At 33.3% G+C, this 15,090-nt stretch carries 13 protein-coding genes and 1 riboswitch; of the genes, 10 read left to right on the forward strand and 3 right to left on the reverse strand.

All coding sequences use genetic code 11. The annotated features are described in order from the left end of the window. The 7 genes from ACODH8_RS09700 to ACODH8_RS09730 all read left to right on the forward strand — a co-directional run bounded on the left by ACODH8_RS09700 (window position 1) and on the right by ACODH8_RS09730 (window position 8,347). Window positions 1-1,572 (forward strand): acyl CoA:acetate/3-ketoacid CoA transferase, encoded by a 1,572-nt coding sequence (locus tag ACODH8_RS09700; RefSeq protein WP_332465710.1) that lies wholly within the window; start codon window positions 1-3, stop codon window positions 1,570-1,572. A gap of 19 nt (window positions 1,573-1,591) precedes the next feature. Further along, entirely contained in the window at window positions 1,592-2,794 is a 1,203-nt protein-coding gene (locus ACODH8_RS09705) for an MFS transporter (RefSeq protein ID WP_332465711.1), read from the forward strand. A gap of 33 nt (window positions 2,795-2,827) precedes the next feature. After that, on the forward strand, window positions 2,828-3,937 hold the full coding sequence (locus ACODH8_RS09710) for an alpha/beta fold hydrolase (protein ID WP_332465751.1): 1,110 nt from the start codon (window positions 2,828-2,830) through the stop codon (window positions 3,935-3,937). A 108-nt stretch (window positions 3,938-4,045) separates the two neighbouring features. Continuing rightward, window positions 4,046-4,936, forward strand: coding sequence for a LysR family transcriptional regulator (locus ACODH8_RS09715; protein WP_332465712.1), 891 nt, complete (start codon window positions 4,046-4,048; stop codon window positions 4,934-4,936). Between the two features lie 215 nt (window positions 4,937-5,151). Then, on the forward strand, window positions 5,152-5,592 hold the full coding sequence (locus tag ACODH8_RS09720; protein WP_332465713.1) for a MaoC family dehydratase: 441 nt from the start codon (window positions 5,152-5,154) through the stop codon (window positions 5,590-5,592). Between the two features lie 5 nt (window positions 5,593-5,597). Next, on the forward strand, window positions 5,598-6,791 hold the full coding sequence (gene fabV, locus ACODH8_RS09725) for an enoyl-ACP reductase FabV (protein ID WP_332465714.1): 1,194 nt from the start codon (window positions 5,598-5,600) through the stop codon (window positions 6,789-6,791). A gap of 11 nt (window positions 6,792-6,802) precedes the next feature. Further along, window positions 6,803-8,347 carry an acyl CoA:acetate/3-ketoacid CoA transferase gene (locus ACODH8_RS09730; RefSeq protein ID WP_332465715.1) on the forward strand — a complete coding sequence of 515 codons (1,545 nt, stop codon included), beginning with the start codon at window positions 6,803-6,805 and terminating at the stop codon, window positions 8,345-8,347. Window positions 8,348-8,439: 92 nt separating this feature from the next. Here ACODH8_RS09730 and ACODH8_RS09735 read toward each other — a convergent pair whose 3' ends face one another. The 3 genes from ACODH8_RS09735 to ACODH8_RS09745 form a co-directional block, all read right to left on the reverse strand. Further along, entirely contained in the window at window positions 8,440-9,351 is a 912-nt protein-coding gene (locus ACODH8_RS09735; protein ID WP_332465716.1) for a LysR family transcriptional regulator, read from the reverse strand. A gap of 571 nt (window positions 9,352-9,922) precedes the next feature. After that, window positions 9,923-10,660, reverse strand: coding sequence for an amino acid ABC transporter ATP-binding protein (locus tag ACODH8_RS09740; protein ID WP_332465717.1), 738 nt, complete (start codon window positions 10,658-10,660; stop codon window positions 9,923-9,925). After that, complete coding sequence (locus ACODH8_RS09745) at window positions 10,660-12,261, reverse strand: ABC transporter permease subunit (RefSeq protein ID WP_332465718.1); 1,602 nt, start codon at window positions 12,259-12,261, stop codon at window positions 10,660-10,662. Before ACODH8_RS09745 ends, ACODH8_RS09740 begins: the two co-directional genes overlap by 1 nt. Window positions 12,262-12,356: 95 nt before the next feature. Then, window positions 12,357-12,535: riboswitch (Lysine riboswitch) on the reverse strand. A gap of 148 nt (window positions 12,536-12,683) precedes the next feature. Between ACODH8_RS09745 and ACODH8_RS09750 the strand changes: the two genes are divergently transcribed. The 3 genes from ACODH8_RS09750 to ACODH8_RS09760 are packed head-to-tail and all read left to right on the forward strand — an operon-like array spanning window position 12,684 to window position 14,604. Continuing rightward, window positions 12,684-13,592 carry an EamA family transporter gene (locus ACODH8_RS09750; protein ID WP_332465719.1) on the forward strand — a complete coding sequence of 303 codons (909 nt, stop codon included), beginning with the start codon at window positions 12,684-12,686 and terminating at the stop codon, window positions 13,590-13,592. Window positions 13,593-13,644: 52 nt separating this feature from the next. Further along, window positions 13,645-14,319 (forward strand): NAD-dependent protein deacylase, encoded by a 675-nt coding sequence (locus ACODH8_RS09755; RefSeq protein ID WP_332465752.1) that lies wholly within the window; start codon window positions 13,645-13,647, stop codon window positions 14,317-14,319. An 18-nt stretch (window positions 14,320-14,337) separates the two neighbouring features. Next, window positions 14,338-14,604 (forward strand): chorismate mutase, encoded by a 267-nt coding sequence (locus tag ACODH8_RS09760; protein ID WP_332465720.1) that lies wholly within the window; start codon window positions 14,338-14,340, stop codon window positions 14,602-14,604. Window positions 14,605-15,090: the final 486 nt, after the last annotated feature.

Below are 15,090 nucleotides of genomic sequence, written 5' to 3' on the forward strand. Positions count from 1 at the left end.
ATGTCTGACAAAAAAGTTCAATTTATATCAGCTAATGAAGCAGCGGATTTAATTAGTGACGGTGCGATGCTTGCTGTAGGTGGTTTTATTGGAACAGGTGTTGCAGAAGAAATTCATTTAGCTGTTGAAAAAAGATTTCTAGAAACCGGTCATCCACAACATATTGGATTAGTTTATGCTGCAGGTATTGGTGACAGAGGTGCTCGTGGTTTAAATCATTATGGTCATGAAGGTTTAGTGAAACGTATTATTGGAGGGCATTGGGGCTTAGTCCCAACCTTCCAACCACTTGTGGAAAACAACTTAGTGGAAGGTTATAACTTTCCACAAGGCGTTATGTCACAAATTTTTAGAGACGCAGCTGCTAAACGTAACTGGCATTTATCAAAAATTGGTTTAGATACATTTGTTGACCCTGATATTGATGGTGGAAAATTAAACGAAGTAACGACTGAAGAATTAGTCAAAAAAGTATCTATTGAAGGTGAAGAATTCTTAGCCTACAAAACCATTTATCCAGATGTGGCCATTTTAAAAGGAACATATGCAGATGAGAATGGTAACATTTCTTTTGAAGATGAACCCCTTGTGTTAGAAGCTATTTCAATGGCAATGGCAACTAGTAATAATGGTGGTAAAGTTATTGTTCAAGTAAAAGAACAACGACCAGCGGGTACACTAGATCCTAAGTCAATTGTTGTACCAGGTGTGTGTGTGGATTATGTGGTAGTAGCAACAGACATGAAAAATCATCAACAGACTTTTGATACATTATATAATGAAGAGTTTGTTTCAGCTGGTATTGTGGAAAGAGATGAAAACGCTGACTTAACACCTCTAACGGCTAAAAAAATAATAGCAAGACGTGCAGCGATGTTTTTAAATCCTGAAACAGACCACGTAGTTAATTATGGAATTGGTGTTCCTGAGGTTGTAGCTCAAGTATTGAGTGAAGAAGGACAGGAAGAATACTTCACACCTACTGTTGAACCAGGTATCTTTGGTGGTACGCCTCAAGGTGGTTTAGATTTTGGTTGTGCGGCATTTCCGGAAGCAATAATTCAACAAGGTGATATGTTCCAATTTTATAATGGTGGCGGAATTGATACAGCCTTTCTTGGTATGGCTGAGACAGATAAAGCTGGTAACGTGAATGTGTCTAAGTTTGGTCCTAAGATTGCTGGTGCTGGTGGTTTCATCGATATTACTCAAACAGCTAAAAAAGTAATATTTACAGGAACTTTTACAGCTAAAGGGGTTAAATATGGTATTAACGAAGCTGGTTTAACTATTGTAGAAGAAGGACAAAAACAAAAATTAGTTGAAGCAGTGGAGCATATTACATTCAGTGGTTCTTTTGCAAGAAAAAATCATCAAGAAATTTATTATGTGACAGAAAGAGCTGTTTTTAAATTAGAGGAAAAGGGTTTAACTTTAATTGAAATTGCTCCAGGAATGGATCTTGAAAAAGATATTTTAGATCAAATGGCCTTTAAGCCGCTTATTTCTGACAACTTAAGTTTTATGGATTTAACTATTTTTAGTCAACATAAAATGGATTTAAAATTTTAAACAAAAAGGGAGAATTTACATGGAAAATGTAACAAAGCAAAACTCATCAAGAGCACATATTATTGAAATTATTATGTTTTTAAGTTATGCGTTTTTCGCGGTTAACTGGATTGCTGGAACAACTTTAACACCACAAATTATGGAGCACTTTGATTTAAAATCATTTTCATCAGCAACATTTATCTCAAATGCGATTACAATTGCTAAAATTATTGGTAACTTAATGGCAGCCAAAATTTTAATTAAATTGTACCCTAAAAAAGCAATTACTTTAGCAGCTTTATTAATTGTTGGGGGTAGTTTCTTAGGTGTCTTTGCACCATCTTACTTAATCTTTGTTATTGCTCGTTTCATTATGGGATTTGGTGGCGCATTATTCGTTGTTTACTTTGGCCCAATCGTGATGAACTACTATTCAGCTGACAAACGTGCCATGGTTAATGGAATTAATGCTGCAGCGTATAACGTAGGTAGTATTTTAGCAATGGTTATTGTGGCTCCAGTTATTAACTGGTTAGTAACATGGCAAAAGAGTATGATGTTCTTTGCTGTTTGTAGTTTAGTATTGTTAGTAGCTTGGTTACTTTTTGGTGAAGACTTTGAAATCAATAAACCAGCAGCAACAGCAACAAAAGCTGAAGATGAATACACATTATCTCAAGCATTAAAAGAGAAATTTACTTACGCTTTCCCATTCACTTATGCTGGTCTTTTAACATTATATATCGTTGTTTTAACTATTTTCCCAATCTCAGATGGCGCTCCTGTAGATCCTAAGTTCTTAAGTGCTACAGTAGCAATCGCAGGTGTGGTTGGAGCAGCAGTTGGTATCGGAGCAGCTAAAAAGTTTGCTAAACGATTACCGATTATTCGTTGGTCAGGTCTTTTAATGAGTTTATCAGGTTTAGCAATGGTTTTAACTAACTCAACTTCAGTGGCTTTAATTGCTGCAGCATTTTTAGGATTCTTTATGTTTGTTCCAATGACAGCTCTTGTAACGATTCCACAAGAAATGCCTGGTATGACACCATCTAAATTAACATTAATCATGGGTATCTTCTGGTCATTCTCATATATTTTTGAAACATTCTTCTACTTTGTTATTGGTATGATTATCGATAACGCTGGATTCAAAGCAGGATTATTATTAGCTGTTGCTTTAAGTTTCTCATTCTTTATTGGTTCATTTTTATTACCAGAAACAGGAAAAAATAAAAAATAAACATTATCTTAGGGGGATTTTATCGTGGAATTAATGAATATCGAAAAAAAATCATTTAGTTTAGATTCTTATACATTGGAAAATGGCAAAAGTATTCCAGTAACATTAGGGTATGAAACATATGGAACATTGAATGAAGATAAATCAAATGCTATTTTAGTAGCTCATTACTTTAGTGCATCAAGTCATGCAGCTGGTAAATATTCTGAAGATGATGTAGCTCCTGGTTACTGGGATGGTTTAATTGGACCTGGTAAAGCAGTAGACACTAATAAATATTTTGTCATCAGTACGGATAACTTAGCAAACGTTCAAGCAAACAACCCAATGATTATCACAACTGGACCAAGAAGTATTAATCCAGAAACAGGTAAACAATGGGGAATGGATTTCCCAGCTTATACTTTTAGAGATATGGCAGGAATTCAAAAAGAATTTATTACAGAACAACTAGGTATAACTAAGTTACATGCTATTATGGGAGCTTCTGCTGGTGGATTTATTGCCCAATCTTGGGCAGTAGAATACCCAGAGATGCTAGATAATGTGATTGGTGTTATTACGAATCCTCAAAATCCAGTCTTAACATCATTTACTGTATTACAACATGCAATGCGTGCTATTGCTATGGATCCAAAATGGCAAGACGGAAATTATGCAGATGGCGAAGGCCCAACTGAAGGCTTAGAGTTAGCTATCCAAATGATGAATGCTGGAGCTTTCACAGAAGAATTTTATGAAAATACTTATAAACGTGATAGTAGTGAAGTATCAACGTATGCAGATATTCATGAGCCAACGTCTTACGAAAAACAACTTGGTGAAGGAATTAAAGCAGGAGCTGCAGCAATTGATGCAAGCCACTGGTATTACACAAGCCGTGCAACAATGATGCATGACATCGCTCATAATCACGAGTCTTTAGAAAAAGCATTGGATAAAATTACAGCTAATGTATTAATGGTTTCTTGTACAAGAGATTACCTACAACCAACTATTTTTAATAAAAATATGGTGGATACATTAACTAAACTAGGTAAAAATGCTGAACTCTTTACTTTTGAAAGTGAAAAAGGTCATATGGGTGGCGTGTTAGATACACACCTATTTGATGAAAAAGTACGAGAATTTTTAAATAAATAAGTGAGAGGAGGTTGGCCATTTAGGTCAGCCTCTTGTTTTATTCTATGTAGTATTTAAATCGTGACTAAAATAAGATACACTTAAGAAAAGAAGTCAGTGGAGGCCAATATGAAATCAACTTTAAAGCAATTAAAGTATATTTATACTGTTTTAGTTACTGAGAACATTAGTCGAGCTGCAGAAAAATGTTTTGTTTCTCAACCTGCCATGAGTCAAGCAGTCCAAGAATTTGAGAGTGAACATGACCTATTACTTTTTGAACGAGTTGGAAAAAAGTTAAAAATTACGCCCCAAGGTGTGGAGTTAAAAAAAGAATTAGCAGTCTTCTTATTAGCTGCTCAAGATTTTCAAGATAAGTTAAGTGAGTTAAAAGATGACAAACGCGGAAAAGTAAGAATTGGAATCCCACCAGTTACATTATCTGTTTATTTCTACGATATTTTATCGAATTTTATGCTACAACATCCGGATATTGAGTTAGATATTTTGGAAGTTGGTGCCAATCGTTTAATCAATGATTTAATGCACGGGGAAATCGAATTAGCCGTTCTAATTGAGCCATTTGATAATGAATTGTGTAAAAAAACAACTCTAACCGAGAGTACTTTTTCGATAGTTATCAACAAAGATAATCCTTTAAGTCAGAAAAAAGTGGAAGATATTATTGAACTAAAAGACCATCCATTGGTAACGTTAAATGAAGATTTCCAACTGTATGATGTTATTATGACGGCCTTTAAACAACGTAATGCAAAACCTAATATTGTTTTTACAAGTAAGCAATGGGACTTATTAATTAATATGGTACGCCATAATCCGGATACAATTAGTATTTTACCAACACCGATTGTCGAACAATATGCTAATCCTCAATTAGTTAGCTATCCAATTAGTTTAGATCGTAATTGGGAAATATTACTTGTGGAGCGAAAAACGTTGAATAAAACACTATCCAATAAAAAGTTTATTGATTTTGTAACAGATTGGTTTAAAAAATAGAGAGAATGACTAATAAGTTGTTCTCTTTTTATTTTCACCTACTATAACTTTTAGTTATACTATATATGAAAAGTTGGTATTAGAAATTATACATAACACGTCTTATAATAAAGACATGAAAGAGATATAAAAAAACAATCAAGAAGATAACTTCTTATTTTTTTAATTATACTTGTTCAATGTTTAACAAACTTTAGAAATAGGAGTGGTTTATCATGTTAAAAACGTATACCAGTGTTACTCAGGATCAAATTAAAGTAGGCCAAAAAGCGAAAAAATCAAAAAGAATTACGTTAGAAGATGTAGAAATGTTTGCTCAGGTAACCAGTGATATGAATCCGGCTCATATGGATGAAGATTATGCAAAGAACAGTTTATTTGGAAAAAGAATTGCTCATGGGATGCTTGGAGCTGGATTAATATCAGCGTGTTTAGGAATGGATTTACCAGGTCCTGGGACTATTTATTTAGGGCAAGAAGTTAAATTTTTACATCCTATTTATTTTGATGATGAGATAACAGCAGAAATCGAAGTCATTAATTTAATTGATAAGAAAAAATTTATTTTAGCAGAATTAAAAACAACAGTTGTTAATCAACATGGTGAACTATTAATTAGTGGAACAGCAACAGTGATTCCACCAAAAGGAGAATAAGGAAAATGAAAGTAGAAATGAAATTAAAAGGAAATGCAGCAAGATCAGTTAACCCTTACGGATGTCGTCAAGAAGTTTTAAATCAAATCAATTATGTGAAAGAACAAGGAACTTATGAAGGAACTAAAAAAGCTTTAATCTTAGGAAGTTCATCAAGTTATGGCTTAGGAAGTCGTATTACAGCAGCATTTGGTAGTGGAGCAGATACTATTGGCGTTTCTTTTGAAAGAGGACCAAGAGATGAAAATATGTTAGGAACAGCTGGTTGGTATAATAATATTTTCTTTAGAGAATTCGCTGAAAAAGAAGGATTAATTGCTAAAAACTTCATTGGTGATGCTTATAGCTTAGAGATGAAAGAAGAGGTTATTGCTTATATTAAAGAATCTTTTGGTGGTCAGATTGATTTATTAGTGTATAGCTTAGCAGCACCGAAACGAACAGATTACAAAACAGGTATTACTTATTCTTCAGCATTAAAACCAATTGGACAAACTGTTAGTGGTGAAAATATCAATCTTGAAACAGAAGAACTATTCACTCAGGTTATAGAACCAGCTATGGAAGAAGAAATTGAAGGCACTATTAAAGTCATGGGTGGCGAAGATTGGGAATGGTGGATTGAGTTATTAAAAGAAGCTGGTTGTTTAGCTGAAGGATTTAAAACAATTCTTTATTCTTACATTGGACCTGATGCAACTCACGCTTTTTATCATGATGGTTCACTTGGTAAAGCAAAAGAACAAGCAGAAGAATCATCAAAACGAATTAATGAATTAGTACAAGATATTAAGGGTGAAAGTATTTTATGTGTGTCTAAAGCTGTGACAACTAAAGCAAGTGTGGTAATTCCAATTTTACCGAAGTATTTAATTTGTTTATACAAAGTTATGCTTGAAGAAGGCACTCATGAAACACCAATTATGCATAAAGATCGTATTTTTAGAACTATGTTATACGGTAATAAATCAGAATACGATGAAAAAGGTCGTTTACGTCCAGATAGCTGGGAGTTAGATGAAAAAGTACAAGCAAAAGTAAGTGCCTTAATGTCAGAATTAACACCAGAAAACTTTAAAACAGATTTAACTTCATATGATTTATTTAGAAAAGAATTTTTAAATTTAAACGGTTTTGAAGTAGATGGAAATACAGTGGATGAAATAGATTTTGAGGAATTAGTTACCTTAAAACCTTAGGAGGAAATGTGATGGGTGTCAAATTTATAAAAGCGGACGAAGTACCAAGTTTGCTACAGGATGAGGATATTATTGGAATTGAAGGCTTTATTGGTTCAGGAACGGCAGAAGAAGTTTATCAGGCAATCGGAGAACATTACGAAGTATCTCAATCTCCTAAAAACCTTACATTACTTTACTCTGCAGGTATTGGAGATGGAAAAGATAAAGGCATGAACCTTTTAGCTAAAGAAGGATTATTAAAAAGAGTAATTGCGGGTCACTGGGGATTATCTCCTAAACTTCAACCTCTAGTATCTGACAATAAAATTGAAGCCTATAACTTCCCACAAGGGGTCATTGCTCAAATGTTTAGAGAAATGGCTGCAGGAAAAGACTATCTGTTTTCGAAGGTTGGTATTGGGACTTTTGTTGATCCAGATATAACAGGTGGTAAGTTAAATGAAGTCACAACGGAAGAGTTAGTTTCTAAAATGACTTTCAATAATCAAGAATTATTAGCTTATTCTTTAGTTAAACCAAATGTAGCGATCTTAAGAGGTACCTATGCAGATGAGCGAGGAAATATTGCTTTTGATGAAGAGGTATTAACATTAGGTTGTACCTCATTAGCAACAGCTGTTAAAAATAATGGTGGTATCGTCATTGTCCAAGTAAAAGGAAAAAAAGAAAATCTTGATCCAAAAATAGTTAAAATTCCAGGGTTATTAGTGGATTACATAGTTGAGGTGGCAGATGAAAATAATCATATGCAAACTTACGGAACAGCTTTTAATGAGGAATTTGTTTCTTCTAAAGGTAAAAAAGAAGAAGAAGGTCAACCATACCCATTGAATGAACGTAAAATTATCGCTAGACGATCAGCATGCTTAATTCCTGAAACAGCTAAAATTGTTAATTATGGAATTGGTGTACCAGAAGTCATCTCGGCTGTTTTAGCAGAAGAGGGTGTTAATGATAAGTATACAACGACCATTGAACCTGGTAGCTTTGGAGGAATTCCTCAAGGTGGCATGGATTTTGGTGCTGCCATATCGCCAGACGCAATCATTGATCAAGCTTATATGTTTGATTTTTATGACGGTGGTGGTATTGATATAGCTTTCTTAGGATTAGCAGAATGTGATCAAGAAGGAAATATTAATGTCTCTAAATTTGGCCCTAAAATCGCAGGCTGTGGTGGATTCATCAATATCACTCAAAGTACTAAGCATGTGGTTTTCTGTGGTACTTTTACAGCAGGTGGTTTTAAATCAGACATCATAAATGAAGAATTAGTCATTCAAAATGAAGGTAAAAAATCTAAGTTTGTTAAAGAAGTAGAACAGATAACTTTTAGTGGTAAACAAGCTATTAAAAATGGTCAAGAAGTTTATTACGTTACTGAAAGAGCAGTCTTTAAATTAGTTAAAGAAGGCGTTGAATTAATAGAAATTGGCCCAGGCGTAGAGTTAGAAAAAGATATTCTAAATCAAATGGCTTTTAAACCATTAATTTCTCCTAATTTAAAAGTAATGCCAAGTTGCTTATTTAAAGAACAACTTTTTATGAAGTAAATAAGTAGCCCCATATTGATAAGATGTTTCCCACAATTTAGACAAGTGAGGTTATTATTTAATAGAAAAAGAGATTAGCTCTTATTTTAGAGCTAATCTCTTTTTGCTTGTGTATCTTCATTAAAAAAATCTAGGAAAAAATTTTCTGTGTATTTAGTTAAATGATTGTGATGTACATTATCAAGACGGCAAATATTCACTGTCCATTTAAGAGGTGGTGTTAAGGATCTATAGAGCAAATTATTTTGCGGATAGTGAGCAATAATAGGCTTTGGTAAAATCGTCACCATATTTAAAGATTCACACATACTAACAAGCAAATCCCAGGCACCAGACTCAAAGAAGACATAGGGAGTCACATCAGCTACTCGAAAATTCTTTTTAATTTGATGATGTAACATAAAACTATCATTTAGAAGGAGAATTTTTTCATTACTTAATTGAGAATAACTAATCGCGTCATTTTCTTGGCTTAACTGATGTTGATCGTTAAATATGACCACAGCTTCATCAGATACCACAGTTTTATGAGTGATGTTAGGTGTGTCTATGGGATCAATTAAAAAGGCGATATCAATTTCTTGAAGTAGTAGCATTTTTTGTAAATCATAAGCACCCGCTTCAACAATTTCTAACTGAATATCAGGATTTTCCATAATAAAATGGGGAATCGCTCTTTTAAAAAGAACAGTCAGAATGACAGGAGGGATGCCAATTTTTATGGTTCCCTTAATAGTGTCTTTATTGATGCGTAAACTTTCCATTAATTGTTGGTGTTCAGATAAAACCACTAGAGCGTTATCGTAAAATTCTTTGCCAATAGGAGTTAAACCAATTAATCGTCCTTTAGATCGGATGAAGAGAGAGACATCTTCTTGCTCTTCAAACTCTTTAATGAATTTAGTTAAAGCAGGTTGAGAGATGAGTAAAATGGTGGCAGCTCGTGATAAATTGAAATTGTTTTCCACAATGGTTATAAAATAATCTAAATGTTTAATATCCACAAGTCTCTCTCCTTTCTATTAAATCTATTGTAGCTAAGAAATGTGGAAAGATAAAGTGTATAAAGGTGATTTATAGGGGGAAAAAAGAGTTATCAACAAAAATTGTGGACAAGTGTGGATAACTTTATGAAGATCAATGCAATTTTGAGGGCATAAGTCAATAGGAACGAGCGTTTGTTTTAACCGTTTTCATCTATCTGTTGCTGTTATATCAATGTTTGTGTCATTTTTTTTTGTAAAATAATATCAAAATAAAATGCTAAACCTAGGTATAAATAAAATGAAAAATAAAAAAATAATTTTGTGAATAGTTTTTGACAAAATGGTAAATGTGGGTAAAAATAGCAAAAACTGTGGATAACTCTGTGGACAATGTGCATAACCTTTGGAAAAGTGATTAAATCAGCTTTGAAAATGTGTAGAACTTTTTGTGGATAGTCTAAAGTTATGCACAGGTATAATGGACTAATAAAGAGCTATTTTGCCTCTGAATTATTAAAGATAATTGTGTATAAAAAAATAAGGATGACTTAACTAGTCATCCTTATCTATTAACCATTGATTATCCTGTTTAGCTCTCAATGATTCGTTGTAAAAATTCTTTAGTTCTTTCTTTGGTGGGATGGTTGAAGATGGCATCGGGAGAGCCTTCTTCAGCAACCACACCTTTATCCATAAAAATGACTCTATCAGAAACTTCTTCTGCGAATTTCATTTCATGAGTAACAATAATCATCGTTAACCCAGTTTCGGTTAACTCGCGCATAATTTTTAACACTTCGCCTACCATTTCAGGATCCAGGGCTGAAGTTGGTTCATCAAAAAGCATAACTTCTGGGTTCATAGAAACTGCTCGTGCAATTGCCACACGTTGTTTTTGTCCACCAGATAGTTGAGAAGGTTTGGCGTGAGCAAATTGTTTCATGCCAACTTTTTCCAAGTTTTCAATAGCAATTTTTTCAGCTTCTTCTTTGCTTCGTCCTAATACTTTAATCTGTCCAACCATACAATTACTTAAAATATCATGGTTATCAAATAAGTTAAATTGTTGGAATACCATTCCAACGTGGGCTCTAAATTTTGGAAGATTATAGCCAGGAGCTAAAATGTTTTCTTCCTTATAAAGAATTTCTCCACCTGTTGGTTTTTCTAGTAAGTTAATACAGCGTAGTAAAGTTGATTTCCCAGAACCAGATGGCCCAATGATAGTAACAATTTCGCCTTCTTTAATAGAAACATTAACATCTTTTAAAACGTTATTATCTCCGTAGCTTTTTTGTAAATGATTAATATCAATAAATGAAGTCATTAACGCTCATCCTTTCTTTCAAGTTTTGAGGTTTGCATTTGGTTAGCGTATGGTGCGTATGTACCGTCACCATCTAATCTTTTTTCTAAGTATCTTAAAATACGAGTTACAGTAAATGTCATAACAAAGTAAATCACACAAGTAATCATGAAGGTTTCAAAGAATCTAAAGTTAGCACCTGCCACCGTTTTAGTAGCAAAGAATAACTCTGATACAGCAATAACGTTTAATACAGACGTATCTTTAATGTTGATAACAAACTCATTACCAATAGCAGGTAATGTATTTCTAAATACTTGCGGAATAACCACGTTTTTCATTGTTTGCCAATGAGTCATACCAATGGCAGAGGCAGCTTCGAACTGACCTTTATCAACTGCGAAAATACCACCACGCACGATTTCAGTCATGTAAGCTCCTGTATTAATCGAAACAATAAAGAGAGCAGCTGTGATTGGATTCATATCGATTCCGTAAAGTTGTTTTGAACCATAGAAGATAACCATTGATTGAACAATCATCGGTGTTCCACGGAAAATTTCAATGTAAATTGAGAACAATGTATTAATTAATTTATACATAAAACGTAGAAATGCTTTTTCTGGAGTTGGGATAGTTCTGTAAATACCAATACCTAACCCAATAGTTGTCCCAACGACAGTACCAACTAAAGCAATAAGCAATGTGACACCAGCTCCGCGAAGGAACATTTGCCAATTTTCAGTAGCAATATCTTTTACCCAAACATACCAAGGTTTATTATTAACCACTTCAGGTTGTTGGCTAATAGCGTCATCCATAATCTGATCACGTTCTTCTTGAGAAATATTAGCTAGAATTTGATTTACTTCACTCACTTGTGGTGAACCTTTTTTCATTCCAATGGCAATAGCGTTGTCAGCTTCACTTGTTTGGAAACCTTTGCCATCTTTAAATTGAATCATTTTGAAATTTGGATTTAGTTTTTCGGCTGTAATCCCTTCAGGAATTTCTGTTACATAGCCATCTACTTTTCCTGAATCAAGGGAAACACGCATAGCTGAAAAGTCAGTCATTGGTGTTTGTTTTGCCACACCAGGAATCTGGTCAATAACACCATAATGAAGGGTGTTAAGTTGTCCCGTTATTTTGGCACCTTCAAAGTCTTTTAAAGAAGTTGCATTAGCATAGGGACTGTCCTTTTTAACTAAAATCGTTAGTTGCGAACTGTAATAATAGTCAGAGAAATCAAGTGTTTGTTTACGTTCTTCAGTAGGAGACATACCAGCAATAATGGCATCTGCTTTTCCAGAAGTAACTGCAGGAGGTAAACCATCCCACTCAGTTTTAAAGATAACTAATTCTTTTCCTAGTCCGTCAGCAATGCGTTTGGCAATCTCAACGTCATAACCGCCGGCAAATTCTTTACTACCTTTAATTGGGACTGCTCCATTACTGTCATCTTTTTGTGTCCAGTTAAAAGGCGGATATCCAGCCTCCATTCCAACTGTAAAAGTGCCATCTTCAGCAAAAGTAATCGTTCCTAAAGTGATAACGCTACTAATCATTAATAGGAGGGTGTAGAAAAAACGGTTGAACTTATTATGTGTTTGAGAGTTCATTTACTTTCAATCCTTTCTTATACGAAAAAAGAAGCAACCTTATTATCTAAAGGTTGCTTCTACGATGGTTTAATAATAAATAAAAAATTATTTATTAAAATCATAGCGCAACTCAGTTTTGTAACTGAGACAGTGCCATAGTTATTCACCATGGCCCCAACACCAATGAATTAAGGAGTTCATTGATATTTCGGCGAAAACCCCTCGTAATTAGTGTCAACACATCCTTATGCTCGACTAATTGTCATGATCTTTCGCAACCTCTAGATTATTTATTTAATTGTTCTTCTCGTTCTTCGTAGACCACTATAGCACATAAAAATTGAAAAGTCATGAAAAAATGAAAATTTTATTGACGTATTTTCTTTTTTGAGCTATTTTTGATTCGTATCTAAATCGAAATTAAAGGGAGTTTTGTTATTATGTGGTTTATACCCGCATTGATTGCTGTGTTTGCTTGGGGAACGGCAGATTTATTCTATAAGATAGGAAATAATGAAAGAGATAAACACAGTGCCATTAAAACAACTATTATGGTAGGCCTTGTAATGGGGATACACGCTATCTTCTATTACGGTTTTTATGAAAAAGTTCAATTTCATCCGAGCTATTTATTAACCTACTTACCAGTTTCTTCCATGTATATATTATCTATGGCTTTAGGTTATGTGGGGTTACGTTATATTGAATTATCCATTTCCTCACCAATTAGTAATTCTTCAGGAGCAGTAAGTGCTTTATTAACTTTTTTAATTTTGGGAACTAAGATGGTCTGGATTCAATTTATTGCAATAGCTATTATTTCAGTAGCGATTTTTATGCTGTCTTATTTTGAGAAACAAGAAATGGATAAAGAGATTGCAGCCAGTGGTGAAGTAGTGGAAAAAAAATATCGGATAAGCGCTGTAGCCATTATTTTTCCAATTCTTTATTGTATTATTGATGGATTAGGAACTTTTTTAGATGGTTACTATCTAGATTACGCTAAAATATTACCAGAATCAGAAGCTAATATGACTTATGAACTGACTTTTTTGATTGTTGCTATTATTTTGTGGCTGTATTTAAGATTAGTGAAGAAAGAGAAAATGTCTTTATTTAAAGAAAAAACAAAAGGATTAGCGGCGATTTTTGAAACTGCAGGACAGTTTTTCTATGTTGGAGCGATTGCTAGTAATGCAATAGTTGTCGCACCGATGATTGCTTCATATAGTATTGTTTCAGTATTATGGTCTCGGATTTTTCTAAAAGAAAAATTATCTGGTAAACAATATGCTATGATACTAGCAATTATTGTGTCTATTGCGATTTTAGGATTTTATGATGGCTAGTGCTACAATAAGAGAAAAGAAATGTAGGTGAAGAAAATTGATTAATGAAGGAATGGAACTGATTAAAAATAGTAAGCGAATTGTTTTTATGACTGGAGCAGGTGTTTCAACTGCCTCAGGTATTCCTGATTACCGTTCGATGACAGGTGTCTATCAAGGTCATGAAAATCCTGAATACTTACTAAGTCATACGTGCTTAATGAGAGAACCAGAAAAATTTTATGATTTTGTTAAAGGACTGTATCACCCAGAAGCAAAGCCAAATATCATTCATCAAGTGATGAAAAAGTTAGAAAATCAGCATGAGGTTAGTATTATTTCTCAAAATATAGATGGACTTCATGATTTAGCAAGTAGCTCACGTGTAGTAAATTTTCACGGGAATTTAAATGATTTGTATTGTTTAAAATGTCAGCAATCAGTCACAACTGAAGAGTACTTAAAAGGTTATTCTCATGAGAATTGCGGTGGAATGATTCGTCCTAATGTTGTTCTTTATGAAGAAGGTCTGTCAGAAGAGGCCATTCAAACATCTATTAAGTGGTTAAGTGAAGCCGATTTAGTGGTTATCGTAGGGACAACTTTTAAAGTCTATCCTTTTAGTGGTTTAATTGATTATCGAAATGCTAATAGTCAGATTTTAGTTGTTAACAATGAAGAAATTAATTTATTTGAGCCGCACGTGCTAGTGAAACAATCAGCAGAAACTTTCTTTGCCGAATTATAAGAAAAGGGGAAAAAGATAGTGTTAGATAAACCAAGAAAAGAAATTAATCAGATTGATAAAGAGATTTTAAAGTTATTAGAAAAAAGATATGTCTGTGTGGATGAAGTTGTCAGGATAAAAAAAGAAAATAATATCCCAACACTGGATACATCAAGAGAAAAAGAAGTCATTAGTAATCTATCATCGATGGTTACAAAAGAAGAATATGAAGAATCAATATTAGAAACTTTTCAAAGTATTATGGATATCTCAAAGAAATATCAAAATAATAAAAAAGAAGATTAGAACTCAGTTCTAATCTTCTTTTTTTGTTATATTATAAATATAAATAATTTTCATTATATTGTTTCGAGTGTTCATGTTGTATGCGTTTACCTAGATTAGGTTATCATTAGAAAAATTAGATATAACTGTGTATCGTGAATATTTAACGTTTGTAAAGGTTGTGTAAACAGAAAATAGGATGTTAAATGAACAAATTTGGTATTAGGGTTATAAAACTTGACGGACATTGTCTAAATAGATAAATTATAGGTATATGTATGATTCAATCGTTTTATTAAAGTTGTTTTAAAAATTTATTTATTTTAAATTTGTTATTTAATGTTTTGCGTAAGTGGTTGATTAATAAAAAAATCTTCTACTGTAGTGCACCCCTAAAGTTAGACCAAAAAATCTAACTTTAGGGGTGTATTTTTATGACAAAGTATAACTATAAATTTAAGCATAAAGTTGTCCGAGAATATCTAAATAGTGATGTTAGTTATTCCT

The sequence above is a fragment of the Vagococcus fluvialis genome, assembly GCF_048815235.1.
GTDB lineage: Bacteria > Bacillota > Bacilli > Lactobacillales > Vagococcaceae > Vagococcus.